The following is a 25189-nucleotide window of genomic DNA, read 5'->3' as shown; positions in this document are numbered from 1 at the left end:
TGCCCATCCTCCCCCCGTGGCGGGCATGCCGGCCGGGTTCCAGCCACCCGGCGACGATCGCCGGGTGACAGAGTCGGCCGGGGCAGCGATGGCATCCACAAACCCCGCTGCCCCGGTCGACCTCCGTCGCATCGGGCAACCAAGTTGATGGGGGTTGCGCAGCTCGGCGAGTCGCATGCCGAAGCATCTGGCATACGCAGCCCGGTCGCGTCCGTGCGAGGTTCGATGGTCTCCTGGGCCACGACCGGGGCTACGTACTTCCTGCCACGTGCCGACGGGACCTTCCCCGTCTCGCCAGCGCGCGACACAGACTGTAGAACACGTGTTCGACTTAGGCAACCTCAGCCGAACCCGTCAGTCCACGATGCGCTCGTCTTCCCAGCGTTCCACGTCTTCGATCTTGTAGCGAACTTTGGCGCCAAAGCGCCGTCGCCGAGGCCCCCTGCCGGTCTTGTTCCAGCCATAGACGGTGCCGACCGTAACCTGCAGGCGCTCAGCCAGCTGCTGCACGGTGAGGTATTCGATCTTCCTCATGACTTGAGAACGAACGTTCCCTTGGCGGCGAGGGTTCTCACCAAGCCGCGCTCGCGCAACTCGACCAACGCGCGCCTGGCAGTACCGAGCGCTACGCGGTACTCCTCGGCAAGCTCGCGTTCTCCAGGAAGGCGCGCCCCAGCGGGGAGATGCCCAGCCTCGATGCGCGCGGCAATGTGGTCAGCTACCGCGACATATACATATTGCAGACCGACGTCGTCAGGATTGAATACGGGGACTTCCACAAGATCACACTAGAACTCTCAGGCGAGCGCAAAGCGGTGAGACGCGGCACACCGCCCTAGGCCGCGTCGCTTTGCGACCAAGCCATATTGCGACCGCTAACTGAGAATCACAGTTAGCGGTCCGCCCAGAGCAAATAACATTTCGGCAACGCAGGCAACGGGTCGCAAGATCCAAGCGACCTGTAATCGACACCAGGAGGTTGCCAGGATGACCACGTCGCACCTCAAGAAGCGACCGCCGGTCGCCGCCATGATCGTCATGGTTGTTGCCGGACTGGTGACCACGGTCATCGTTCTGGCGACCGCAAGCCACTCCAGCAATGAGCCAACATTCACCGGCGAGGGTGCCTACTACTTGAGCGCGTCCCATCTTTCCGAATCCGGCGTCTGCATGGCCGATGACTCCCATGCGGGCATTGTCGATGCCGGTTCCGGCGTCACCGTAATCGACTCACATGGCACCACCGTCGCTCAAGGTCAACTCGAACCAGGCGTCTGGCAAGCAGCCAAGAAGATGTGCAAGTGGCGCTTCTCGGTCCCCAACGTGCCCGCCGGCCGCGGCGACTATCGCATTCGAGTCGGGGCGGGGCCGGAATCCGATCCGATCAGCGAGAAGACTCTCCGCAGCGTCGCCATCATCCAGGACGACCAGGTCAGCGCTTGACCGCGCGGCGCCAGCGGCTCTGGCCAAGTCTCGACGAGATGCCCGCCTACACGTTCGCCCTGTACCCACGACTACAAAGGACACGTTCGTGGTCTTTGTATGAGTTGCAGTAGAAGAAGGACTGCATGTGGCGCATAGCTGTGCATAGTTGCGAGTCATTGCGTTCGAAAACCATGAGTTCCGCTACGCGTGCATCATCTACTGCATGACCTCGTCGAACATCCCGGCACCCGCGACGCCGCCGGACCCGAACCAACCCGGCAGGCTGGCGACGCTGCTTGGCAAGGTGATCGATCGCTTGCCTCCAGAGGTTCCGCCTGGCTGGTACTTCGCCGCATTCGTCGCCCTGCTTCTCGCAACCATCTGGCTGGCCTACATCGCCGCCCCGTGGCTTGCCGGCGTCGGTGGGCTCGTTGGGCTCACGGCGCTTATCAACGCTCTCCGGGGGCGAGTCTGAAGTGACAAAAGCCGCCCCCGAGCACCCGGGGTTACCGGGTGCTCGGGGGCGGTGTTGCTGCATGTCGGGCCGGCGGGAGGAGCCCGGCGTACAGCGGTCAGGAAGCCAGGCGGCGAGCCTCTTCGTCGACAACCGCAGTTGCCAGGTCTGCTCGCACCGCGGCAGCCACGAGCGGCGCCAGCGCAGCCGCCAGAGCATTCAGGTCGATCGTCGGGGCTTGCAGGTTGGCGACCCTCGCCTGGACGTCGGCAACGGCGGCCTGGACCGTGGCGACGGCAGCCTTCGCATCGGCTGCGCCGGCCGCCGCGGACCGCGACTTGCCGACCACCTCGGCGAGCAGCTGGCTGACGTTGCCGAACTCCTGGATGGGCCGGTTGTAGAACAGGTACGAGAAGTCCGGGTCGGCGAGAGCCACGTCAGTCTCCAGGTTGAAGGGGATTGATCCGGTGTTGAGGTCGACAGCGGAGGCCGTGACGCCTGGCACGCTGCCGCTGGACGAGTACTGCCATGTCTTCCACGGCGTCTTCGGGTTCGCGCCGTACCGGGCGACCCAGATCCACGTCTCGGGCACCGCGGCTCGCACCTGCGGGGCGACGTAGCTGAGCATCGAATCCGAGCCGTACAGCACGGGCAGGAAGCCGCGGTCGCGGATGCGGCGCAGGAACGCGATGGCGAAGTTGGCGGCCGTCACACCTGGGACGAACGGCGCCTCGAGGTCAAGCGCCGGCCCCAGGTCGGTCAGACTGTTCGCCGAAGCCTGCGCGATCAGCAGGTCGGCCTGCGCGACCGGGTCGCCGGGCTGCGCGTAGTGGTAAGCCCCCATGGCCAGTCCGGCTGCTCGGCCGGCCGGACCCCAGCCGTTCGTCGGCTTCGCGGTCGTGCCGTCGGAGACCTTGACGTAGCAGAACGTCTTACCGGCCGCCCGTACCTTCGACCAGTCAGTAACCGACTGGTACTTAACGTAGAGGTCGATCCCCTCGGCCACGGTCACACCTCCGGGACGACGACGTCGCCGTGCAGGTGCAACAGGGTCTTCCAGTCCGACCAGGACAGCCACGCGTACCCACCGTCTCCCCAGCCGGTCCCCCAGCTGTTACGCACGCGCACGGCCTTGCGGTCCACGTCGATCCCGACGATTGCCACCTGGTGCCCGCCGGCGAGACCGGACGCCTGGTCGACCTTGATGAAGCCGTGGGCATCGACGTTGAACATCGAGTTGAACCACGGCACGCCCGTCGACACCGGCCACGACTGCAGCAGCCGCAGCGCCGTGCCGAGGCTGAACGCGTGCCGGTAGCCCTTGATCATGCCGCGAGCCTTCAGCGCCTTCATGCTCCACAGGCCGGTGCTGCCGGTGTCTTCGGCCGGATAGTGGCCGGGAATCTGGCTGTCGTCGAGCCGCGTCTCTTCTTTGTAGAGCTCGAGCGCGTCGGCTTCGGTGAAGGTCCGGCCGGCCACGGCGAACGGTTCGGTCACGAGCAGCCCGATCGCCGCGTTGGCCGTGCAGCCGCCGACGTCGCCCTGATCCCACGGGTCGACCGTGCAGCGGTGCATCACCGTCTTCAGTGGCGCCGTGCGACCGGCGACCAGCACGGCCGCGTCATGCTCGAGCGAGCGAACATCATGGAGCACGTGGCGGCCGAGGTTGGCCGCAGACTGCTCAAGGCGATGGAAGGTCAGGCCGTCGACTCTCGGGACACCAATGGTGTCGTCAGTCATCAGACTGCAACCCACTTTCCGTCAGTAATGAATCCGTGCGTTCCACACGCAAGGCAATGCATGGAGGGCCGCACGGTCAGCGGTTCGACCTGCTCTATTCGCCAGGTGCCACCGCCGTGCGGCATGGTCGTGACGTCGCGGAATCCGCGACCAGTGGCTTGATGCCGGCAGTCGTGCGCCCATTCGAAGTGAACGGCGTCGTCGAGGACCCGAAACTCAGGTTCGGCCATCGGAGTTGGTCGCCTTCTCGAGCCGGTCGACGGCGTCGCGGAGCGAACCGCCGGAGTTCGGCCACATCTCGTGTTTGACCTTGTCCAGGTCAACCTGCATCTGCTCAAGGCGAGCCATGACGCCCGGCCTTTCCGGAACACCAGGCCGCGCCTGCTCGCCGAACCAGTCGTCGAAGAAATGACTGATCCGGCGCACAGCCAGGAACGCCGGCTTCAGGACTTTCCACGCTGCGCCGACAGCCGCGAGCGCGCCGAGAACGAGACCGACGATTGCGAATACGCTCATGTCACGGCCCCAGCCAGTAGAGCTGAATGCGCGTCCCCTCGTTGAAAGCCGATGAACCCAGCACCTGCAGGGACCCGCCGGAAGTCTGGGCACCCCAAGCCTCGACGATTTCCCCGGCAGTGAAACGATCGGTGGCCGTGATGTTCTGCCCGGTACCGGTGTCCGAAGTCGCATTGCGGGTGTCAAGGGCCAGCTTGACCGGGTTCACGCTTCCGCCATTGCTTCGCTGAAGCCAGGCTCTCCGACTGCCCGCGGAGCTCGCATTGTCCCAGTACACGTTAAGGACAATTTGCCACATGCCAGCCCGATTCAGCTGCCACTCCCGAATGCTTGGCCGGCCGACAACGCTGCTGGGAAACTGCTCGACGTCAAAGTCGATGCGCGCACCGGTGCTCCCGGTAGAGATCGACTGATAAGAGCTGTCGACCGTGTAGGAGCACGAGCCATCGGTGTAGTCAGGGATAGCCCTGACGTTGCCAGACGAGATCGTCGACGCCGCGGCCGGAACAGTAACCTGCCCCAACTGGATTTCCCACATCACGGTGTTCTGCGTGAGGCTCGGAAACACCCCACTCCCGGCCGTGCCGGTAAGAACGTCGAGCTCGATGCGGTTGTTGACGAAGTCGTTGCGGAGGATCACGCGGTCGAGACGCTGCAGCGTCGCATGGGCCGTCGCGATCGGCAAGGTCTTCGTGGCAGTGCTGGTCCCCCAGTTGCCGCGGATCCAGCACTCGCCGATGGGAACCTTGACCTGCATGCCGCTTGAGTCACCGAGCGGCCGAAACTCGCTGCCAACATTTCGGATGACGCCGTCGCCGCGAAAGTGCCGCGCGAATTGACGCCATCCGTCTTCTGTGACATTCGAGCCGGACCCGGAGTCGTACGGCATGTACGATTCTAGGGCTGTAGCCACGGCTAGGACCTTTCCAATTCATTGAGCCGACGATTAGCCTGCTGCCACGCCTTTACGAGCTTCTGCACATTTCCGCGCGCAGGCGTGCCGATAACAGGGGTCACGGTTTTCGGACCGTCTTTCGTCAGGCTGATCGTCGCCTGCCTTACGACATCAACGACCTGTCCGGTAACGCCATAGGGAGTACTGATCGGCACTTGAAGCTGAATAGCTACTTTGTCGCCAAGCCCGTAGTGGATGCCGTACACCATGTCGGGACGTTCAATAGGTCGAATCTCGATCGACGCCTGCTCGCTGCCCTGCGCCAGGGCGTCATTTCCAGCCTGCGTGATCACCGTTGTATCGGATGTCGACGACGTGTTGGCTAGCGGCGCCTCGATACGCTCCCAAGCGGCGAGCGCTTCGCCATCGGCGAACTCCTTGACGATTCGAGAAGTGCCAGATCCACTTGCCCCAACGAAGATGTAGTTGCCTTTCGGGCGCGTTCTTGTCAACTTCGATGACTCGAGGTTGCCTAGCGTGCGCGAAAACTTGACTGACGCCGAACGATCGACGCCCTGATAGATCTGGAAGACCAGCCCGACGCCCACCTGCACGACACGGAAGCCGACCTGGCCGGACTCCGCTAGCGGCTGAATGAACTCCAGCAGGCTGCTATTCCAGCGGGCTTCGCCGCGGACGGTGCCACCGACGACCGGGTCCGCCGCGAGCGTCAGCCCCGCCTTTCGGCGAGCGGCAATAGCGCCGGGGCCTAGATTGACGTTGACGTACGCCGTGATCACCGTCGATGCGACGCCGCTACGCACGTCGGAGGCTTGCACCGTGTACGGCGGCTGCGACTCCCCTGGGGACGGCGAAACCTCCCGGTCCGCCAGCCAGATTTCATCGGACATGCCTCGGAGCTCAAGCGTGCTCGACTTACTGTCTTCCGTAAGGTCCAGCTCTGTCCAGATTCCCGAGTACATCGCGACGTTGTCGCGGTACACGACCACGCCCGAGCCTGGTTCGGCCAGCAGCGCGGCGGCCGGCGAACGCGAGTCGAGGCGCAAGCTCCACGTTCCAACGTCGTTGTAGACGGACGTGAACGTGCCCTCTTCGTAGTCGTCGATCTCCGCCTGGCGCAGGTAGCTGCTGTCTCTGACGTACAGCTTCCATGTGCTCATGGCGACAGGTACCTTTGCCGGTAGCTCAGCTGCAGCGATGATGAACCGGCCACTGCTCCGCCCATCTCGAGGCGAATGGAGCTGGTCATGCGCGCCGGAAGTGACCACAACGAAGACGAAATCGACAACATCGAGAAGATCGAAGATCCGTCGTTCGCCGTGATCGTCTTGTATCCAGGCCGCGTGTCGATAGCGATCGACTCGCCTGCCGCAAGCGAAATCCCGTTCAACGTCAAGTAGTCGCCGGTGGTGAGATTCCTGAGCGTCACGTCCCCTCCGGGACCGGTGATGGTCCACCGCGGCCACGCTTCGACGTCGCCAGCGTTCAGGGCCGTAGCGTCCACGGCGATCTGCGAGGACGTCAGGCGCATGGGGAAGATCGGGAAGAACGTCGGTGTCACACCGATCCCGAAGGTGTTCGTCGTGTCGTTCGCATCTCGCCAGTACGGCTCGTACGCCCGGAGGGTGACGTCCGCCTGTTGCATGTTCGGACCGGACATCTCCGGCTCTTCCTGCATGTCCAAACCGGACACGTAGCGGCAGGCAATCTCGCGGACGTCACCGATCGTCGACTGCACACGAAAGATGCCGTCGCCGCGGACCGGGTCCATTGCCGACACCAGATCACGCTGCATCTGTCGAAGCTGCGCCTCACTGGAAGCCGCCAACGTTAGGCGGATCGTGAAATCCTTGACGTCGTGCTGAACCTCTCGAAGTCGCTCACCGGGCTGCCCCGGAACGCCAGTGGCGACGAACCGGGGCGCAGGCATGAAACGGCCAGTTGCCTGCCAGTCGACGTCGAGGACGGTTTCCCCGCCATCGACGTCGACCCACGTGCAGAGCTCAGCGCTCATCGCATACCGCTTTCGTGTTCGAGCTTGCGATTGGCGTCTCGGACTGCGGCGACGAACGTCCGACCGTCCAACGTGAACACGGCCTCTAGCGGCCGGTCTGCGGATGCCTTCACGGCATCCCGGACGCTGCGCACCTCGGCGCACACGGCGTCGAGCTTCGTGCCGAGTTCGTCTTCCTGTGCCGCAGTGCGGACGTTCTCCGGACGCGTGCCACCGTTGAACACCGGCGTCCAGCCCGGCTGCAGCGGGCCACCGTTGTCGTAGCCGCCCGGCTTGTTCATGGCGTACAGAACGCCGCCGAGGAACCCGCCGTGGCCAGCCGAATACCGTCGGCCGGCGTAGTTCAGCCCGGCATAGATGTTCGACACCGGATCGACCGAGACGCCGTAGACATACGGCCCGGTGCCCGCGTGGGGACCGGCGTTCGCCTGGAACGTCGGGCGGATCACCTGCATCAGCCCGACCGAAGGGTGACCAGCAACCCAGTTGACATCCCAGTCGTTGACGATCGTGGGATTTCCACCCGACTCCTGGGCCATTCGACGCAAGACATCCGGCAGGTATCCGGCCGGGATGCCGAGCTCGCCCATTGCTGCGAGCGCAGCAGTGCCCCACTGCGCGACACCGCCGCCAGCCTTGAAGTTCGACGGGGTGTACTTCGGCGGTTCGTACTTCGGCAGAAGCGGGCCGTGAGGCAGGCCCATGATCGTCGCGCCCCACGTGGACGACTGATACGCCGAACCGAGCGAGCCGAGCAGCGCGTTGGCCTCGATCGTCGGATAGTCGACTAGGCCGCCGCTGGCGTATCCCTTGATCAACGACTTCGGAATCCGAAGGTTGTTGATGTCGTCCATCGTGTCGACGCCGTAGTAGCTAACCGCGGCGGCCTTGTGCATGTACTCGTTGTCCGACGCCCAAATCGGGATGTCGTCGCTTGTCGGCGTGCCCGGGCCGCGGATGTGGCCACCGTCGGCGTACATCCTGGACTTGCCGGTCATGCTGGCGTTGCCGTGACCGTCCGGGCTGGGAATCGAATCCCACAAGCCGACCGAGTCGAGCGCGGCGACCGCGGTAACGCTGTACTTGAAGTCCGTCGGAATCAGGCCGATCTGCTTCAGGTAGTCGGCGGCCCTGTCTTTCGACATCCCGAACGAGTTGGCGACCTGGTCGATCGCCAGCTTGTGCTTCTCTTGAGCGGAAAGGCCGGTGGCGTTGATCGCATCCACCAGCTGCAGGACCAGCCCGAGGTTCCTTCGACCAGCCTCAGTGTTCAGGTCAAGGGACCGCGAGGCGTTGTCCTGCGCGTCCTTAAGGGCGTCCTTCGAAGCCTTCAGGGCGTCGCCGGCGCGCTTGCTCTGGTACTGCGCATCGGCAACGCCCTGGTGCGCCTTCTGCTCTGCGTAGGCGGCGTCCGTTACCGCCTGATGCGCACGGACCAAGCCGCGCTGCGCCTGCTGCAGGCCGTAGTTGGCATCGGCAACCTGTTCCTGCGCCTTCTGGACGGCGCGAGCCGAACTGGCCACCTGGTCCTGCGCGGACCGCAACGATTGCTGGGCGGAGATGACACCGCGGGAGCCGTTGACGCCCGCAGCGTTCGCCTTCGCCGCATCTTCGCGTAGGTTGCCACCAGTGTTGAGCGCGTTATTCAGCGAGTTCTGCGCCTGCAGCAGATCGATCGCGGCCTTGATCTGCTCTTCGTTATTGGCCGTAACCTTCTGCCCGGCGATCTTCCCGGCGTTGCCGGAGTCGATGCCGAGCTGCTGCGCAGCCAGCTGCGCGTCGAACAGGCGAACACGGGCGGACGCCTCGGAAGCGTTCTGCTCCTCGAGCTGCAGGTTGATCGCCTTGAGATCGCGGACCGCCTGCTGTCGGGCTTCCGACAGTGACTGCTCGGCGGCGCGTTCCTGCTCCTGCGCCTGGATGTAGGCTTTACGCGCGCTCGTGACCCCTTCGACGGCATCGCGAACGGCGCGCTGCGCATTAACCACGCCATGCTGAGCGTCGGCAACGCCCTGCTCCGCCTGACGAACCGCCTGAGCTGCCTGAGCTTCCTGGTGGTGCGCATCGGCAATCGCTCGAGTCGACTGCTCGTAAGAGTGCTGAGCGTTCTCGACGGACGAAGACGCCGACTCGACAGCCTTATCGGCCTGCTTGAAGCGATCCTGGATGGCTGCGGCAGCGTTCGCCACCTGCAGCGCGCTTTTCACGAATGAAGCCGCGACCGCCTGAACCGAAGACGCGCTGTCTCCGCCGGCCAGCGCCACACCGTTGAACCCGCTCTTGACCAAGTCAAGGTCGAGCCCAAGCGTGTGCGACGTCTCCGACACGGCGATCATGCCGTCGCGCGACGTCAAGAGTTCGCTGGCGTGCTTCTGCAGCTCGGCATTGTTTTGAGCCGCGGAATCTCGCGAGTTGCCGAAACCGCCGATGAGCTTGTTGAGCGCATCGAGCGTCTTCTGCGCCGCCTCGCCCGTGGCGTTCAAGTCGCCGGAGTCGACCTGACTACCACCGGCAACCGTCGTGAACCGGTGCTGAGTGTCGACCAGGTGCTGCAGCTTGTCGCGCAGCTTGTCGAGAGCCGGCCCGCCTTGCAGCACGGCCGCGGTGATGTCCTCCTGCGCGATGCCGAACTGCTTCGCCCGCTCGGTCGCGTCCTTGAAGTCCCCACTCTGCTGGATCGACTTGATGACCGACTGGTCAATGGCCCCGTTGGAGGCCTGCAGAGCGGCAGTAACCCCGTCCAGGCTGCTCTTGAGACCGGTAGCAGAGCTGTCGGCAGAGTCGGCTCCGCCGGAGAACGCGAGGAGCAGACCGGTACTCGCAGCCAGTGCAATGCCCAGCGGTCCCGCAAGAGTCTCTGCCGCTACACCGAAGCCAGTCGCCGCGGTCGCCGCACTGGCTCCCGCAGCACGGACTGCAACGGCGCTGGCCGACGCCTCGACGGAAACGCCGCGCATGCCGGCGATGACGCCGGCAGTCTTGGCCGCGCTCGCCTCAAGGCTGCCGCCCATCGAGACGACACCCAGGGCGAGCGCCTTCACGGCGGCCGTGGCGCCCTCGGCGAGCTTGAAGGCCGCCCAGAGTGCCAGAGCGCCGGCGCCCACCGTGCCGAGGACCTGCGCGAGCGGACCCAGCACGTCCGTAACGGTGGTGATGATCTGGGCCGCGGCTCCGAGAGCGGCGTTCAGGACCGGCAGCACGCCATCGGCAAGACCGCCGATGACTGTCGCGACGCCGCTGACCGCCTGCGAGATCTCGGCACCGTTCGCCGCCCAGGCATCCGCCAGGTCGTTGACCAACCGGACCGCAAGAGCCAGTACTGTTCCGGTGATCGCACCGACGGAGGACACAAAGGTGCCGTACGACTGCGCATGCTGGCCGATCGAGGTAAACGCCTGCCCAGCCGCGGAACCCAGGGTGGTCGCCGCGTTGGCGATGCCCTGAAACACCGGCAGGGAGTTCTGCATGGCCGACGTGACGCCAGGCATGGCGCCCTGCGCGAAGCCAGTGACGGCACGGGACAGAGCGACGATGTCCGGGCCGGCTGCGGTGAACGCCTTCTGCACCGAGGGCGCGAGCCGCTGAAACTCAGCATCGATCGCCCGGCCGGCACCAACCAACTGCGGAACCAGCTGGCCTGTGGCCTGTCGCGTTTGCTGCACGACGTTTTGCCACAGCGTGGTGTAGGTATCTTTGACTTGCTCATTTGATTTTTGAGCAAGGACAGCGGTGGCGATGAATCCGGCACCAATGCCGCCGACAATCGCCGCGCCGGCGGCCGGAGATGCCGCAGCAATTCCGGCCGCCATCAGCTGAAAGCGCGTCGTGAACGAATCGAGAGCCTTCGAGCTCTCGTCCGTCTTCACATTCACGTCTACGTTAGCGCTCTGGCCATCAAGACGCTCAAGTTTCCTTTGAGCGATCTCGACACTTTCGGCCACCTTGAGGAAAGTCTGAGTGGCCTTGTCCAAAGCGATCACATTGAACGAGAGGTCGTTAGCCACCGCTACCCCGAATCAATCGTCTTGCTTCGCCATCCGGTCGATAGCAGTCGCGTAAAGGTCGAACTCGTCCAAAAGAAGCGCCCTGATCTCAGGCGGCTTCAAGGAGAAATGGAAAGAGAACGGCACCATGTATGTCAGGTAGCGTTCCTGGGGCTCTTCCCACCGCTTCGCGCGCTCGCCTTCGTAGCGCGCGGAGCGGGCGGCTTCTGAGGGTCCGCCTCATCGCCGCCTTCGGGAACGTCCTCCTGCACGGGGACGATGTCGGAAACCTTGTAGGTCCTGACAACTTCGTCCCACTTCACAGCGACTCGGTTACGCTTCAGCACGACGTACGCCAACGCAGCAATAGCGTGGGGGTCGAGCCTCTGGAGCGCCTGCCCGAATTCGGCAATGGTGACGAACGCCTTCTCCTTCAGAATGAAGGCTTCCTCGAGCGTCCAGTCGAAGTCAAACTCGTACTCTTCACCCTTGATCAGGTACTTCATGAGGTTTATCCCGCCTAGGATTTATTACTTCTGGATCTTGTCTTGGGTTTCACTGATGGCGTTCAGGATGGCGCGACGAAACTCCGGCGCCTTCCTTGAAATAGTCGCCGCGAAATATGGCTTGCCTTGCTGGTGAACCCAGTTCTCCCGATCGCCGAATACCGGGTGCCGCCATCCCTTCGGAGAATCGAGATGCCGCGGAAGGGACCGCTGACTCTCAGGGAGGCTGCTCGCGTCGATAACGAAGCGAATCCCTCGAGCTCGGATCTGCAGCTTTGCTGAAGAGGCAATTCGGTTGCGCAGGCCGCCGGAACGCCGCCCAGCGCGTAGGGCTGCTTTCGCCACGTCCCGGCCCGCAGCGTGGGCCCGGCGGCCGACTTGAAGCGAGCTGTACGTCTGCCGGCGCTTGCCCCCGCCACCTCGGCTTGAGGTGACGGGGATCGAGCGTGCGGCTTGCTTCACGTCGGCCAGGACGGGTTGGCCAGCGTCGACGATCTGCTTGCGCAGGCTTGCCCGAAGATCTTTCGGTGCCCCGCGCAGACTTCTCGCCAGACGGCGCCATTCGTCGTACCCAACGGCCGAGATAGACACCCTGGCGATAGCCATCAGACCGTCGTCGACTCGGTACTGATGATCTTGATCTGCATGGTCGGGTTGGTCTCGTCGTTGTAGACCTCGAAGTCGGTCGACATGGTGACGATGTCCGGGCCGCCGACGTTCGGCGGAGCAGACTTGATCTTGATCGCCGGCAGGATGATCGAGAACGTCTGGTTGGTCGCGCCGATCACGGCGCCCACCAGGTCCAGCTGCAGCGCCACAGTCGAGTTCGTGGCAAACAGGTTGTAGAGCTCGGTGGCCGCGAACTCCGCGGTCATCTTGCCCGTGTAGGTGGGCGTACCGTTCTCGAGCTGCTCGGCCTTCAAGCCGGCATTGCCCAAGCCATACCGGTCCGTCGCGAACGGCGTAGTTCCGGTCAGCGTGAAGTCCTTGACGATCGCTGCCACCTGGACACCCGATGCGATCGTGGTTTCACCCGATGCCGTGGTGGCAGTGCCGCCCAGCTTGAACACCGTCGCCTGCGAAAAGTCGTACGTGGTGGTACCAGCCAGGTACGACGCGGTCGCCAGGGCAGTCGCGGTAGCCTCGCTGCGGCCATCAAAGGACAGCTTCAGCGACGGGGTGTCGTTGTCCTTGATGTTCAGTTCCCACTTGGTGACCTTGCAGCCCGCGTAGGTAAACGGCTTCACGGTGCCGGTACCCGGCTCCGGACGTCCAACCTGGACAGTCAGGCCGAGGCCGCGGAAGTCACCCGGAACGTGCACCTGCTTGTAGGCACTGCCCGAAATCAGGGTGGTGGTGGTCGTAGTGCTGCCCAGGCAGTTACGGATCAGCATCCCGGCGCCCAGCGTCGGGAGGTCCATCGACACGTCGCCGGTCACGCCGATGCGGGACTGCCGCACACGCGACGCACGCTTCGCCTTGACGCCGACGCGAAGCCCCTTCGGCTCCTGCCAGGTCACATCCTTCTTCAGGCTCTCGCTGTCGAACTCCACGAAACGAGTCGGAGTGACCGAAGTGCCCCACGTGCTTTCCTGCCCAAAGCCAATCTGGGCGTCAAGACCGGAACCGGTCGCCATTTACTTCTCCTCCACGGCCGGCGCCGACTTTTCGGCGGGCTTCTGTTTGGTCACCAGGGCCCACAAGGTCTTCGACCACGCGCGGGCTTCGTCGCCTTCACCGACGATGTAGGCGTCTTCGTTTTCTTCAGCAACCTCGCCGGAGACGACAATCTCCGGGTTTTCGGGGCCGACAGGAAAGGCGTCGTATTCCCCGGCAGGCTTGAACACGCTGAGCTCGTCGCTCGAAAGCGACCTGAATCGAGGCATGACGATGCCGCTCCTAGAATGCGGTTGAATTAACCGGTTACACGCGGGTCTTGATGTGCACGGTGAAAACGATGCGACCCTGCGGCTTCACGGCGATACTTTCGCCAACTTGCAGTTCCGCGAATTCCTGCGAATACCGCGAATTTGCGATCTCAGCGACGAACGGCGGCGGCTGACCGAGACTTGGGTTAGCTCGCAGTGTCTGGCCAACCGTGTCGAAGATGCCGAACACGGTGTCGCGCGTCGCCTTCCAAGAGTTCGTGTCGCTCTCGACGAAGTCGACAAGCACGGCACACACAATGTCGAGCTCTTCGGCGCGCTTCTTGGCGCCCAGGCCGTCCCACTGCTGCAAGCCGTTCGCTGCGATGAACTCGGCGGCTTCCGGGTCTGCGTCGTATCCGATGTAGACCGCGTTGGCGTAGTCGCCGCTCGCGACCGGACCGTCCCACACGCGGACTTCCTGACCGTTGAATGCCGTAGTCAGCGCGGCCACGATGGCGTCCACCGCGGCCGGGTATCGGGTCTCCGTGGCCATTACGCGAATCCCGGGATTCCGGGGCCGCCGAGGACTTCGACGGCCTGGTTGGGTACGGCGAAGCCGATGCCGGGAATCTGGGTGGTCCCCATGCCGCCCGGCGCCGGAGCACCGCGGCCGCCGCGACGGGTCTGCCACAAGTGCTCGACGATGAACCCGGCCGCGAGAGCGAATTCGCTCGGTACGACCTGGTAGCCGGCGACGTAGGTCACCGTGATCTGCCCGGAGAACTCCGGGCCGGTGATGACGTCAACGACGCCCGTGTTCGCCTCGGCGTGCAGTAGGCTCGTGTCCCACGTCATCGTGCCGTCAACGCGTGCCACGCTGGTCAGCGAGACGATCGGCCAGTGATTCAGGGCCATCTGCCGCGGCGCCCCCGAGCGATCCAGGGTCATTGCCGGGTCGACCTGGCCGGAGCCGCGGAAGTAGTCCGGGAACCGGTGCTCTTCGGTGAAGGACCGCTTCACCGCGACCTCGCCACGGATGCGCTCGACAGCTGTGGTCGCCGCCTCGATGTAGCGCCTGAGTGCTTCGTCATCGGACGTGCCAGCCGTGATCTTCAGCTGGTCGCGCATCTCCGCCAGAGAGATCAGGTAGAGCGGCGTCAGTGTCCGTACGTCGAAGATCTCGACATAGGCGCCCGGGTTTGTGCCAGTACCGCGCCACTGTGCGACATGGCGGCCAGGCTGCGCGGTCGTGAAGTCGGATTGGTAGTTGCCGGTCGTCAGCGGCGCGACCGTCTGCACGACCTGTGTGTCGTCCGGCCGGATAATCGTCAGCGTGACCGTGTCGGCGTTCACCAGGCCGCCAGACGGTGACTTGTTCTGCCAGCTGCAGCGATACACGTCACCGAGATCGATGGCCATGTCTCTCCTACAGGTCGTTTACCGTGACAGTCCCGTACAGCGCGGTTTTCCGTTTGCCGCCGGAACTGATGACGTCGATCCGCCACCACGTTTTCGTGGTATCGATCGCAGACGCCGGGAAAGACACCGTGACCAGTCCGCCAACGGCGTTCGTGACGGTCACGCCGGCCGCTGGGCTCGAGGTGCCCTTCCAGACTGCGCCGTCCGTATCCAGCGACGACTTCGACGGCTTCAGGAAAGCCTCGAGCGTCATGCCGGTCAGATCAAGCGTTGTTCCGGCGGTCGGGTTGTTGGTTGTCAGCGCACAGTTGACGTTTTCGTCGTTGTTTTCATTCAGCGTGATATCGACTTTTTGAGCCATGTCACCTACCGCAATTCGCGGCAGCGCCGCCGTAAGAGTCGACTGTGATGGAGCCGCTGAACGCGTCGATCGCCACCGTGCCCGCGTAAGCGGCGACGGTGAGCGTGCCGCCGTAGGACTCGATGAACGTCGTACCGCTGAAGTCCTGACAGATGAAGCCGGTAGACGGCGTCGGAGCTGCGCCGACCAGCGGCAGCGGCATGAAGTCGCCGCGGCGGACGACCAGCGCCGGCCGTCGCGACTGTCGCAGCATCCGGGGCGGAAACGCGGGGGGCTGCGCAGGAGAAGCGCCGACGAGCGGAACGATTTGGAAGTCGCCGCGCCTGATGAGCAGGCTTCGGTTGGGGCGCTGGCGGATCAGGCGCGGCGGTAGCGCCTGGACTGCCGGTGACGCCTGCACGGTCCACGGCGGAACCGTGAAGTCGCCACGGCGCAGCGAAGGTAATCCCGGTCGCCGAGACTGCCGCAGCACAGCTGGCGCGGTCGCTGACGCCGCGACGGGCGGCGCAAAGAACACGCCACGTCGCGACCGCGCCAGCTGTGCACGGAGAGCTGGCGCGAGCATTGCGGCCGGTGGTCGCTGCGGAACTCGCGGGACGTCGAAGAAGTCGCCGCGCCGTGAACTCACCACAGTCCGGCGCGCAGCAGGGCGAATCGAGCGCGGAACGAATGCGGGCGACACCGGCGGGGCGACCGTCCATGGCGGATCGAAACGGCGCCGGCGGATCGTTGTGGGAAGACTCCGCCAGCGCCTGCTCATCGCTTACTCCCGCGCTAGATGTGGATCATTCCTCGAACTCGACCGAAATCACGTACGAGTGAGAGGCGGGAAGAGCGTTGTCGCGGTTGATGAACACCAGACCGTTCGCGGTGCCGGCCGCCACGATCAGCTCCTCAAGCTGTTCCCACGGCAGGTCGACCCCCGACTGGCTGTTGAAGGACACCCGAAACAGGTCGTCCGAAGTCGTGGTCGGCGGCGTGCCGTACGTGGTCTTGAACGTCGAGCCGGCCGCGGCCGAGTTCGGGTCCAGCTTGTTCGGAGTCATGCCGCCACCGGGCGTGGTGCCCGCGGTGGTCACACGGTTGATGCCGACCGTCAGCTGCTGGCTGGTCGGGACCGACGTCCCGGCGACCACGCCCAGGGTCACCCGCCGAAGCTTGAAGCCGTTGCCCGATGCCGCCTGCAGCCACGCGAAACCGGTGTCGACGGCCAGCGCCGCCGACGACTTTGCCTGCGCCGAATAACGCGCCATTGAACAACCTCTTTCAGTGGAAACCGCCGTACGGCGAGATGGTGAAGATCGGGATAGCTGGGGCCGGCGCAGTCACCGGCGTGTTCATGTACGCCGAGATCTCGGGATCCGTCGGTACGTGCGAGAAGAACCGGAGATCGTCGATCGCCGGACCAGTCGTCGACCACTCGGCGATGTTGATGCGATCAGCGTTCGTCGTGAGCTGCGTGCCCGCGGTAAACGACTGCGTGCCGGTCTGGACGCCGTCAACCAGCAGCCTGCAAACCCCTGTGGACCGGGTGTAGGTCGCCGCGTAGTGGTGCGGCGTCGCCCCAGGCTGCGTGCCAGTCGGACGGGTCAGCAGGGAGTCGTCTGAAGCGCGGCGGGCTTGGATGGCCATCGATCCGGAGATGTTCAGGACGCCCCACGTGCCGGAACCGATGGCGTCCTTCTCCCAGCGCACCCACCAGGTCGTTAGGTTGCCGGTAGCCCAGAACATGACACAGCGGTCGTCGGACTGCGTCGCGGTCAGCAGGGAGCCGGGGAAGACGGGCATGGTCGCGCCGTTCTTGCCAAGTGCGCTGCCGGTGTGGCCACCGGCGGTGATGACACCGTTAGTTCCGGAAAGGATCAGCGTTCGCCCGTTACCGCTGTAGTCGGTGCCGTCGGTGTCGAAGCTGTACGCACCTTCAAGAGCCATGCGAGACCAATCAGGGGTTATAGTCCGGCGAACACCGGCCATGCGGCCGCGACCTTCTCGGAGATCGACGCGTCATCGACAGTTCGGTCGACGCCCGCGTCAGCTGCGATAGCCCAGGCGAACTTGGCGCCGTATGCCTCCGGTTCCAGCAAAACGCTGCGCGCCAGCTGGAACCTGATTTTGTCGGCGCCGTTGGACTGGTCGCCAGCCAGGAATGCGGCCGCCACAGAGAGCGCGTAATGCGCGGTCGCCGCGGTCACGCGGCTGATGAAGTCAGCGTCCACCGCGAGCGTCGCCGAGCTGGAGAAGTCGTCGGCCACGACGATCGCGTCTTTCGCGGCGTTCACCGATTGCCGGTCCGGGCAGTGGCTGTACACCCGCAGGTCGTCGACAGCCGGGGTGTCGCCCCGGCCGAGTAGCGTCGGCGGGTTGCTGTCCGTCCGGATCGGCCCGGTCAGCGGAGTGCAGTCGACAAGCTCACCGTCGATGTAGAGGCAGACCATCGCGCCGTCAAACGTGCCGGCGACGTGATGCCAGTCAGTGGTGTCGTCCCACGGCGCGGACGCCCGGGCCTGCGTGCTGCCGTTTTCGGCCTGGACGACAATGTCGCCCTGCAGGCTGAGGATCCCCCAGGCGCCCGTGTCCGTCGAATCGCAATGCCACTCGACGATCCAGGCGTCCTCGGACAGGTCGCCTTTCACCCAGGCCATCACGCCGCGCTGGTCCGCGACGCCGCAGTCCGACATAGGAACCGGTGTCGCCCCGCTGGCCTGGACGGCGTTGCCGCTTCCATGGCCGGCGACACGCGTGATGCTCGAGGTCATCGGGAAATTCAGGCCGTTGGCGTAGTCGACGACGGTGCTGCCGGCCTCATCGAAACTGGCCGCGAGGTCAAGAGCCACAGCAGGTCACCACCATCTCTGAAAGGTCAGGATCTGCGCGGGCGGCCGGGGCCGCGACGACGCGGAGCTTCCGGGGTTTCCGGTACCTCGGCGACGGCCCGTTCGGGAACCTCGACGACTTCCGGGGTTTCCGGCGGCGCGGGCCGTCCGGTCTCGACAAGCTCGCCCCGGACGCCGTCATTCCAGGCGGCGGCTTTCTCGTCGGTCATCTCGATCTCGTCGCCTGCAACCCAGGAGAAATTCAGGCCCGCGACGGACTGCAAAATTCGTACGGTTGGCATTCAGATAACTCCAGTAAGCGGGATGATGCGAAGTGCCAGCCGTAGCCGACACTTCGCATCGTCCACAATGGACTACGTTGCCGAGTTGATGTACACGCGGAATGCGGCAGTGTCGTTCGGCTTGGCGTCCAGGCGCAGGAAGGCCAGGTAGCCGACCTGCAGCGCCTCGGCGTAGCGCTCCGCCAGCCGCAGCATCTGACCGCCGGTGACCTGGCGGACGACGTACGCCGAACGAAGGTCACCGAAGCCGATCGACTTGGCGTTCGCGGCCATCGCCGCGACACCCTGGTCGACCACGTAGCCGTAGCCGAGGATGGTGTCCGGGGCGCCGGCCTGAAGCGACGGCTCCCACAGCGGGCGGCCCTGCGAGTCCTTCAGCTTCCGGATGACCTTCAGCGAGCTGTCCGCCAGGACGAACTGGCAGTTGCCGCCGGCGCGGTACGCCGGGTCGACCGAGTGGATCAGGTCGATCAGGTCGTCGTAGATGACCGAAGTGGTCTGGCCGGTGGTGCCGGTCTTGCCGGTGGTCGCGTTGGTGAACAGCCCCTCCGGCTGGCCGGAGCCGGTGCCGGTGGCCAGGTGGGGCGCCACCGCGCGGCCGATCCGGATGCCCAGCTGACGGGCGACGAACTCGTCCAGGTTGAACGCCGAGTCCTGCGCCAGCTGCAGGGAGACCTGCACGACACGCGAGCTGTAGGTGAACGCACCCAGAGTCTTCTGTCCGAACGCCAGGTCCAGCGCCGTCTCCGCGGTGTTCTCACCGAGGATCTGACCGGCCTGGGCGGTGCCGTCGAAGGTCGGCCACTGGATGCCGTTGCCGGTGTCGGTAGTGATGACCTCGGCCGCGTTCATGATGCCGCCGAACGCCTTCAGCGTCTCGGTGATACGGACCAGGAAGCCCGGCGGAATGGTGTAACCACCCGCAGAACCGGTCGTCGACTGCGCCCGCTGCTCCGGAGAAAGCATCTCCATCCGCTGGGAAAGCAGGCTGCGCTCTTCGGGAGTCACGTCGGACATGCCGCGCCGCAGGAAGCTCGAGAACGCGCCTTCGTAGCGCTTCTCGTTGGCCTCGGCGTCGCCCTCGGGGGCGCCGGAACGCTTCTCGTCGAGCACCTGGCCGAAGTCGACCTCGCCGTACTTGGCGGTCCGCTCGTGGCGCTCGATGTCCGCGGAGAGCTCGCCGACGCGGGCGTCAGCGGCATCCCAGTTCTGACGCTCTTCCGCGGTAAGGTCGCGGTTCTCGCCCTCGGCGCGACTCAGGATTTCGTTGCAGCGGTCCCATGCCTTCTTGCGCTCTTCGATGAGCCGAGCAATGTTGCTCATGTGTTTCCGTCTCTTTCCGGGCACACGAAAAAGCCCCCGGGTTAGCGGGGGCTTCGTGATTTGGGGGTTGAATTCAGTTGCGTCCGAGGCCGTAGAGTGACCCCGTCGCCTTCGTTCGCAGCTTCAGGAGCGCGACGCTGTTCCGAGTGGTCTCAGCCGGCTCGGTCTTGTCGCCGCTATCCCGAGTGGTCTCGCCCGGCTCGGAATCGATGTCTGCGAGCAGCTTGGCGGCCGCCGGCAAGTGCGGCAGTCGCCTTTCAATCGCAGCGCGGTCGCTGCGGAACGCCAAGGCGCGAAGCCCGGCGTCAGTCTCTTCGTACGCGGGGAAGGTCACCGCGGACACCTCAAGTAGTCGAACCTCGAGGATCGTGCGAACCTCGACTTCGGCCGTGTCCCCAGTGGACAGCTCGACCTCTTCGATGTCCCACTGGTCTTTGACGACGTAGAAGCCGAAGGACATGCCGGTGATGTTCTTGATCTCAAGATTCACCGACAGGTCGGACACATAGGACAGCCGCATGTCGAGATCGGAATCGACCGCGAGGCCGACCGAATCCTGACTCAGGCGGAGATTCCCGGCGGACATTCGGGCCACGACCATCGAAGAGTCGTGGTCGATCAGGAAGCGCGCGTCGCACTCGCTGAGCGTCTTCGTAAATGCGCCTTCGGCCAGTTGCTCGTAGAAGCCCCATGTCAGCGGGTTTCCGATCGCGGCCCTCTTGTTGAACACCGCCGCGTGACCGTAGAAAAGAGCGGGCTTGCCGTCGCTCGCCTCTCGGATACCGACGCCGGCGCTGGCAATGCCGAGATGGCGACGTTCCTCAGTCGCCTGAAGGCTTCGGAGAGCCATTGTTTCCTCCATCGGGCGGCGTATAGCCCAGCGGCCACATGTTCGCCGGCTGCAAGTAGCTGTTGCCGTCCGCGATCGGCGGCAGGTCTTCGCGGTCGCGGATGTCATTCGCGCTGAAGGCGCCAACCATGCGCATCATCTGGTAGAACTGGGTGCGCGCCGCGGTATCGCCGCGCAGCAGGGAGTCGAGGTTGTAGCGAACCTCGGTGTCCGTGCCGGTTAGCTCTTTCGAGATCCGCTGCTCGGTCGGCGCCAGCCACTGCGGATGCAGGTCATAGCGGACGAAACCGAGCGACTGCTGCTCGAGGCCGGTCCCCCACGACGTCGTCTTCTCCGTCTCCATCATCAGGAACGGAGGGACGCCGAAGAACCGACCGATCTCGACGATCTCGAAGTGCCGCGAGGCCAGCAGTTCGGCGTCCACCATGGACATGGTCAGCTGCTGGAACTTCGCGCCGGCGTCGAGAACAACCGTCTCGTGAGCTCGGTTCAGGCCGGAAACCTTGGCCTTCCAGCGCGCCTGTAGCTTCTCGGCGTCCTCTTGCTGCAGACGTTGATCCGTCTGCAGGATGCCGGACATCAGGTTGCCGGAGCCGAACAGCTTGCCGGAGTAGCGCTCTGCAGCCAGGGCGGTACCGATGCCCTGCGCGGCCAGCTTGATTGGCGAAACTCCAGCTACGCCGTCGTAGCCGAAGCCGGGGATGTGCAGGATCTCCCGCGGCGTGCGGACGACCGTCTCGCCGGACTCGAGCGTGATCTCAAAGACCTTGCCGGAAGGGTTGGCGGCAATAGGCTTCGCCTTGCCCACCTTCACGCTGTGCGGCTTCAGTGGATACAGGTACTTGATCTGGCCGAGGCCATCGCGAAGCTTCTGCGCGTAGAAGTTTCCCCACAGGCATCGATGTGCGTACGAGAGGCGCCAGAACTCGTAGGGCGTCAAGTCCGGATGCGGGTCATCGAGCAGTGTCGACTGCTGCTTGTCTTTCGTTCCCTTGGCGTACACGACCATCGGCATTGCCGCAGCAACCGAGGAGATCAGGGTGACCGCGCGGTAGACGGCTGACATCTCCAGTGACCCGGTCGGGGTGACTGCGACGCCGGCCTCGACGATCTGGCCACCGAGTAGGTCCAGAAGCGACGCAGACGTCAGCGGAGTTGCCGGGTTCTGGATGTTGTCGCGGCGCTCACCGCCGTCGAACAGGCCGAAAAGGCTCACTTGTTCGCCGCCTTATCGTGAATCGAAGTTGCCCGCTCGGAAGCAACCACCCCGAGGACACCGACAAGGATCAGTGCGGCGGGCACGCTGAGAAGTGCCACACCGACAGCAAGGACGGCGACCGCTGCTACTTCTGACGCGAAGAGGAGCGCACGCTTCAACTCTGCCCCCTCATTCTCACCAGATATGGAACGGCTCGCCCGCCTGGTCGACCAGGTGAGAGCGCGCGTCGAAGCCCCACAGGGCAATGGAAAGGGAAACGGTCGGCGACGGGTCGGCCGAGGAGTTGCCTCGCACCCACACCAGGTTGTCGCCGGTTTCCTTGGCGGCCGTGCCTTCGATGGAAGAGTCGAGCTCGGCCTGTCCAATGTGGCGCAGCTGTCCGTCTCGGACCTGCTGCAGCAACAACCCGCACGAGGATCCCATCTCGCCGGCGCTCAGGATGAGCAGGTCGCCACGCTTAGGCTCGTCAGTGTCTTCCGACGGCTCGATCCCGTGTTTCTTGAGCTCAACCTTCAACGCCCGGCCGGTGCCAGGCCCCATCGCCACAACGACCGGCTGCAGTAGCCCGCGCCACTCGACGATTTTCTCGACCAGCCAATCGATACCCGGCCTGTAGTCGAGGATCTGGGCGTGCCTGAACCCGTCTTCCCGCCGGCCAACCATGCTGATGCAGGCGTAGTCACGCTTCGGGGACATGTCGACGGCAATCGCGACGTTGCCAGCTCGCTGCGACGCCGGGTCGGCCAGTTCGCGCCAACGCTTCAGGTCGATGAAGCCGCCGCCTTCGCGCTTCTTCGGCCACAGCCCCAGAACCTCGCGTGCGAAACCGCGGCCACCGTTCTGCGACAGCATCTTCCGCAGTCGATCGATTGTCTCGATCGTGACCCGGCCGCCGCCGAGTGCCGGCACGGCCTGTGCCCACAGGTTTCTGTCGTCCAGGTTGATCCGGTCGATAGCATCCAGGTCGCCCGCCAGGCCCCAGTCGCGGTAGCCAAGGGCACCATCTCCGCCCTTTTCAGCCCGCGTCCGCAGGCTGTACATGACCTGACCGGTTTCGCTGCTGAGCGGCGGCGAAGACAGGTAGACGATCTGCGCGTTCGGACGCGCGATCATCGTCGGGCCGAGCGCTTCGGCCTGCTCCGGCGTGTAGGCGAACGTCTCGTCGATAATCACGCAATCGCCCGAGAAGCCGCGGCCGGACGACTTCGACCGCGCGATGAACTTCACGCGCTGCTCGGTGTCGAGGCGTTCGAAGCCTTCTTCGTTGCCGTTGTGAATCTTGATCTCGACGCCGTCGACGATCACCAGGTTCTCGGAAACCGAGGTGCCCAGCGCACGGAGAAGCGCCCGCATTCGCAGGAAGGCTTCGTGGCTGGTCTTGTACTCGTGAGCGGTCCAGATGATCAGCTGCTCACCGAGGACCAGGAAGCCGGTCAGGACGCGTGCTTCCCCGAGCGCGCCCTTCCCGGACTGCCGGCTTACCCACTCGGCGTACTCGTAGCACGCCCACCTGTCATCCTCGCGGACGGACAGCATGATCTGCATGGCGTCGCGCTGCCACTGCTCGAGCGGCTTGCCCGCGGCTGCCATGAGCCGGCAGGCAATGCTGCCGTAGGAGTCGACAGACGGCGGGGCGACGCTAACCCGCGGGGCGGTTGCGCCTCTTAGCGGCGAGTTCATCGGCGAGGCCGGCAAGGACCCCACCGCCCTTCTTCTCTGACGGCTGCAGGTCGGCCACCTTCGCCAGCTCGACAATCAGCGCCCTCAGCGTCTGCTCTTGCTCGCGCGCCTCCGCCAGGGCTTTGTCGATGTAGACGTGGACTTCGCCTTCGTCCTCGGCGCGCGCCCGGAAGTGAAGCCAGTCCTCGCCGCGCAGCTGTCGATCGAGCTTGTCGAGCCTGTCGACAATCCGGCAGGCTTCGAGCAGGAGTTCGGAGTGGAGCGCTGACGGCGTCCAGCCGGCGCACACGGCGGCCCAGAGCTCGGCGCCACGCGGCCCGAGGCGTGACGACGGAGACGTGTCGGTCGTGACGCCTAGAATCACGTCAGCCGGGTCCGTGACGTCACGGGCGTCGTCGCCCTCGAGGGCTGCGCACCTGCCAGGAAGGCACATGGAATGGTCGCCGGAGTTGTGGAGCCTCCGACGCTTGCGATACCGCCGCGCACGTTCAGCGCCGGTGCCGTCTACCTGTGCGTTTGCTGCGGCTGCGTCACAGTTCTCCGGCTTGCACAGGTGGTGCTCGCCGGCGGCGTGCGCCTTGTGGCGGGCGACGCGGAGGGCGCCTGAGTCAGCCATGATCACCTGTATAGATATGCATAGCCGCGTCACGGCCAGAGGTCACGGATCGGCAACCGCGAGAGCGCTTTTCGGCACCTCGCAGCGCTCGCTGAGCAGCAAGAACGCAGCTGAACCGGTTCAGCAAGATCGCAACGCTGAGTTAGAGCATGATCGACGATCAAAGGTTGAACAGCGGAAACGGCGGCTAACGTTAGCTTCGGAGATCGACTCTCTCGAAAAAACAGCGTTGCGGTGGGAGCGGGTCAACGGTCAAGATCCACACTTTTGCCCCCCCCTACCCCGTTACCGAGCAACATCCGCAGGTCAGAGGTTGTTTCGATCATCCGATGTGGACGCAAAGCAAGATCGCTAGTGATCGACACATGCTCTGACCTGGGCATCTACATGATCTAAGTGCTCATGTATATCGGCATTGGCCGGTCTCGATCATGACGTCTCGTGATACTTCATACATGATTATGCATGGCTATGCACAAGGTCAACAGCGTCGAGGTCGCCGCGCCGTGGCCGGTAGCGGTGGTACCACGAGCTGATGGCCGAGCCGGTGCCAGTCGGCCGGCCTCGCGCTCGACGACGACACTCTGCCTCGCTCGGGTCGAGCACGTAGACGTCGGCGCCCCACAGCTCAGCCAGGCTGGCACGGGAGGATGGACGCGGCGCGGTGCGCAGCACCCACGCCGTGCCGCTGCCCTGTGCCGCGTGCGCCTCGGCGATCGCTTGCTGCAAGACCAGCTCTCCCTGCGTGCGGTACGGCTCGGGGTGCAGCCACTGCACCGGCGAGCCCATGCCGCGGGCGATGTCGTCGAAGTCCAGCACTACATCGTCAGGGCCGGCGACCTGCCACGCTAGCGTGGTCTTGCCGGCGCACGGTGGGCCGGCGATGACCACGATGCGCACGGGACCTCTTCCTTCAAGACTGGCGAGCTTCCACGACATATGTCAAACTAGGCCGATGCGGACCACATACGCACTCATCCAGCTGGCCTTAGCGCTGCTGAGTGCACCGCGCGAGCGACACTGGGGCTACGAGTTGTCCAAGCAGTCAGGCGTGCGCTCAGGCGCGATGTACCCCCGCCTCCGCCAGATGCTCGAACTCGGCTGGCTGAGTGACGGCTGGGAGACTCCCGAAGAGTCAGCGGGGCGTCCACCTCGCCGGTACTACCTCGTGACCGACGACGGAG

At 64.7% G+C, this 25189-nt stretch carries 29 protein-coding genes; 2 read left to right on the top strand and 27 right to left on the bottom strand.

The window, feature by feature from the left end; translation table 11 throughout:
* Positions 1-354 precede the first annotated feature (354 nt).
* Both ABZ342_RS44610 and ABZ342_RS44605 read right to left on the bottom strand, forming a co-directional pair.
* On the bottom strand, positions 355-534 hold the full coding sequence (locus ABZ342_RS44610) for a helix-turn-helix domain-containing protein (RefSeq protein ID WP_360486888.1): 180 nt from the start codon (positions 532-534) through the stop codon (positions 355-357).
* A complete protein-coding gene (locus ABZ342_RS44605) occupies positions 531-779 on the bottom strand; it encodes a winged helix-turn-helix domain-containing protein (RefSeq protein ID WP_360486886.1) in 249 nt (82 codons plus the stop codon). Before ABZ342_RS44605 ends, ABZ342_RS44610 begins: the two co-directional genes overlap by 4 nt.
* A 208-nt stretch (positions 780-987) precedes the next feature.
* Here ABZ342_RS44605 and ABZ342_RS44600 point away from each other — a divergent pair, with 208 nt between their 5' ends.
* Positions 988-1443, top strand: a complete 456-nt coding sequence (locus ABZ342_RS44600) for a hypothetical protein (RefSeq protein WP_360486884.1) — start codon at positions 988-990, stop codon at positions 1441-1443.
* A gap of 205 nt (positions 1444-1648) precedes the next feature.
* Positions 1649-1900 (top strand): hypothetical protein, encoded by a 252-nt coding sequence (locus ABZ342_RS44595; protein WP_360486881.1) that lies wholly within the window; start codon positions 1649-1651, stop codon positions 1898-1900.
* Between the two features lie 97 nt (positions 1901-1997).
* On the opposite strand, the gene ABZ342_RS44590 is transcribed toward ABZ342_RS44595, so the two are convergent.
* The 25 genes from ABZ342_RS44590 to ABZ342_RS44470 form a co-directional block, all read right to left on the bottom strand.
* Positions 1998-2885 carry a glycoside hydrolase family 25 protein gene (locus ABZ342_RS44590; protein WP_360486878.1) on the bottom strand — a complete coding sequence of 296 codons (888 nt, stop codon included), beginning with the start codon at positions 2883-2885 and terminating at the stop codon, positions 1998-2000.
* A gap of 2 nt (positions 2886-2887) precedes the next feature.
* Positions 2888-3619 (bottom strand): C1 family peptidase, encoded by a 732-nt coding sequence (locus ABZ342_RS44585; protein ID WP_360486876.1) that lies wholly within the window; start codon positions 3617-3619, stop codon positions 2888-2890.
* A 216-nt stretch (positions 3620-3835) separates the two neighbouring features.
* Positions 3836-4135, bottom strand: coding sequence for a hypothetical protein (locus ABZ342_RS44580; protein WP_360486874.1), 300 nt, complete (start codon positions 4133-4135; stop codon positions 3836-3838).
* Between the two features lies 1 nt (position 4136).
* On the bottom strand, positions 4137-5024 hold the full coding sequence (locus ABZ342_RS44575) for a hypothetical protein (protein WP_360486871.1): 888 nt from the start codon (positions 5022-5024) through the stop codon (positions 4137-4139).
* A 26-nt stretch (positions 5025-5050) separates the two neighbouring features.
* Positions 5051-6211, bottom strand: a complete 1161-nt coding sequence (locus ABZ342_RS44570; RefSeq protein ID WP_360486868.1) for a siphovirus ReqiPepy6 Gp37-like family protein — start codon at positions 6209-6211, stop codon at positions 5051-5053.
* Positions 6208-7065 carry a hypothetical protein gene (locus ABZ342_RS44565; protein ID WP_360486865.1) on the bottom strand — a complete coding sequence of 286 codons (858 nt, stop codon included), beginning with the start codon at positions 7063-7065 and terminating at the stop codon, positions 6208-6210. Before ABZ342_RS44565 ends, ABZ342_RS44570 begins: the two co-directional genes overlap by 4 nt.
* Positions 7062-11069 carry a hypothetical protein gene (locus ABZ342_RS44560; protein WP_360486862.1) on the bottom strand — a complete coding sequence of 1336 codons (4008 nt, stop codon included), beginning with the start codon at positions 11067-11069 and terminating at the stop codon, positions 7062-7064. The genes ABZ342_RS44565 and ABZ342_RS44560 overlap by 4 nt, the downstream gene beginning before the upstream one ends.
* A 134-nt stretch (positions 11070-11203) precedes the next feature.
* Positions 11204-11554 carry a hypothetical protein gene (locus ABZ342_RS44555; protein WP_360486859.1) on the bottom strand — a complete coding sequence of 117 codons (351 nt, stop codon included), beginning with the start codon at positions 11552-11554 and terminating at the stop codon, positions 11204-11206.
* A 24-nt stretch (positions 11555-11578) separates the two neighbouring features.
* The gene (locus ABZ342_RS44550; RefSeq protein ID WP_360486856.1) at positions 11579-12160 is read right to left on the bottom strand and encodes a hypothetical protein; all 582 of its coding nucleotides are present in this window, start codon (positions 12158-12160) and stop codon (positions 11579-11581) included.
* A complete protein-coding gene (locus ABZ342_RS44545) occupies positions 12160-13191 on the bottom strand; it encodes a phage tail tube protein (RefSeq protein ID WP_360486853.1) in 1032 nt (343 codons plus the stop codon). The genes ABZ342_RS44550 and ABZ342_RS44545 overlap by 1 nt, the downstream gene beginning before the upstream one ends.
* On the bottom strand, positions 13192-13401 hold the full coding sequence (locus ABZ342_RS44540; RefSeq protein WP_360486850.1) for a hypothetical protein: 210 nt from the start codon (positions 13399-13401) through the stop codon (positions 13192-13194).
* A gap of 76 nt (positions 13402-13477) precedes the next feature.
* A complete protein-coding gene (locus ABZ342_RS44535) occupies positions 13478-13945 on the bottom strand; it encodes a hypothetical protein (RefSeq protein ID WP_360486847.1) in 468 nt (155 codons plus the stop codon).
* A 29-nt stretch (positions 13946-13974) separates the two neighbouring features.
* On the bottom strand, positions 13975-14841 hold the full coding sequence (locus ABZ342_RS44530; RefSeq protein WP_360486844.1) for a head-tail connector protein: 867 nt from the start codon (positions 14839-14841) through the stop codon (positions 13975-13977).
* A gap of 7 nt (positions 14842-14848) precedes the next feature.
* Positions 14849-15202 carry a hypothetical protein gene (locus ABZ342_RS44525; protein ID WP_360486841.1) on the bottom strand — a complete coding sequence of 118 codons (354 nt, stop codon included), beginning with the start codon at positions 15200-15202 and terminating at the stop codon, positions 14849-14851.
* A 1-nt stretch (position 15203) separates the two neighbouring features.
* Positions 15204-15602 carry a hypothetical protein gene (locus ABZ342_RS44520; RefSeq protein ID WP_360486838.1) on the bottom strand — a complete coding sequence of 133 codons (399 nt, stop codon included), beginning with the start codon at positions 15600-15602 and terminating at the stop codon, positions 15204-15206.
* A gap of 385 nt (positions 15603-15987) precedes the next feature.
* Positions 15988-16455, bottom strand: coding sequence for a hypothetical protein (locus tag ABZ342_RS44515; RefSeq protein WP_360486835.1), 468 nt, complete (start codon positions 16453-16455; stop codon positions 15988-15990).
* A 13-nt stretch (positions 16456-16468) separates the two neighbouring features.
* A complete protein-coding gene (locus tag ABZ342_RS44510; protein ID WP_360486832.1) occupies positions 16469-17134 on the bottom strand; it encodes a hypothetical protein in 666 nt (221 codons plus the stop codon).
* 17 nt (positions 17135-17151) lie between these two features.
* The gene (locus ABZ342_RS44505; protein ID WP_360486829.1) at positions 17152-18036 is read right to left on the bottom strand and encodes a LamG-like jellyroll fold domain-containing protein; all 885 of its coding nucleotides are present in this window, start codon (positions 18034-18036) and stop codon (positions 17152-17154) included.
* Positions 18037-18062: 26 nt separating this feature from the next.
* Entirely contained in the window at positions 18063-18317 is a 255-nt protein-coding gene (locus ABZ342_RS44500) for a hypothetical protein (RefSeq protein WP_360486826.1), read from the bottom strand.
* A 72-nt stretch (positions 18318-18389) separates the two neighbouring features.
* Entirely contained in the window at positions 18390-19640 is a 1251-nt protein-coding gene (locus tag ABZ342_RS44495; RefSeq protein ID WP_360486823.1) for a phage major capsid protein, read from the bottom strand.
* A gap of 73 nt (positions 19641-19713) precedes the next feature.
* Complete coding sequence (locus ABZ342_RS44490; RefSeq protein ID WP_360486820.1) at positions 19714-20490, bottom strand: HK97 family phage prohead protease; 777 nt, start codon at positions 20488-20490, stop codon at positions 19714-19716.
* Positions 20462-21706, bottom strand: a complete 1245-nt coding sequence (locus ABZ342_RS44485; RefSeq protein ID WP_360486817.1) for a phage portal protein — start codon at positions 21704-21706, stop codon at positions 20462-20464. Before ABZ342_RS44485 ends, ABZ342_RS44490 begins: the two co-directional genes overlap by 29 nt.
* A gap of 177 nt (positions 21707-21883) precedes the next feature.
* A complete protein-coding gene (locus tag ABZ342_RS44480; protein ID WP_360486814.1) occupies positions 21884-23299 on the bottom strand; it encodes a hypothetical protein in 1416 nt (471 codons plus the stop codon).
* Positions 23300-23348: 49 nt separating this feature from the next.
* Positions 23349-24005 (bottom strand): hypothetical protein, encoded by a 657-nt coding sequence (locus ABZ342_RS44475; protein WP_360486811.1) that lies wholly within the window; start codon positions 24003-24005, stop codon positions 23349-23351.
* 459 nt (positions 24006-24464) lie between these two features.
* Entirely contained in the window at positions 24465-24905 is a 441-nt protein-coding gene (locus tag ABZ342_RS44470; RefSeq protein ID WP_360486808.1) for an AAA family ATPase, read from the bottom strand.
* Positions 24906-25189: the final 284 nt, after the last annotated feature.

The sequence above is a fragment of the Amycolatopsis sp. NPDC005961 genome, assembly GCF_040629235.1.
Lineage (GTDB): Bacteria > Actinomycetota > Actinomycetes > Mycobacteriales > Pseudonocardiaceae > Amycolatopsis > Amycolatopsis camponoti.
This window is presented reverse-complemented; position numbering and strand designations above follow the sequence as displayed.